Source organism: Xenorhabdus bovienii (assembly GCF_024721015.1).
Classification (GTDB): domain Bacteria; phylum Pseudomonadota; class Gammaproteobacteria; order Enterobacterales; family Enterobacteriaceae; genus Xenorhabdus; species Xenorhabdus bovienii.
Window position 1 is genome coordinate 1 of the sequence record NZ_JANAIF010000473.1, and the last position, 244, is coordinate 244.

The 244-nt window shown below is 59.4% G+C and carries 1 protein-coding gene; it reads left to right on the forward strand.

From position 1 onward, the window contains the following. A partial coding sequence (locus tag NXS07_RS21435; RefSeq protein ID WP_258087696.1) for a di-heme oxidoredictase family protein occupies positions 1-244 on the forward strand: 244 nt, incomplete at both ends.

Genomic DNA, 244 nt, shown 5'->3' on the forward strand with positions numbered 1-244 from the left:
CAGATGATCGGTCTGGGATTGCTTGAGGCAATTCCCGTGCAGGACCTGCTGGCCCAGGCCGACCCGGATGACGCGGATGGCGATGGTATTTCCGGCCGCCCCAACATCGTTTGGTCAACCGAATACGGTGAACCGATGATGGGCCGGTTCGGACACAAAGCCGGGATGCCCACGATAATGGAGCAGTCTGCTGCAGCTTTTGCAGGGGATATCGGCATCTCAAGCCCGCTTTACCCAGCTGGCT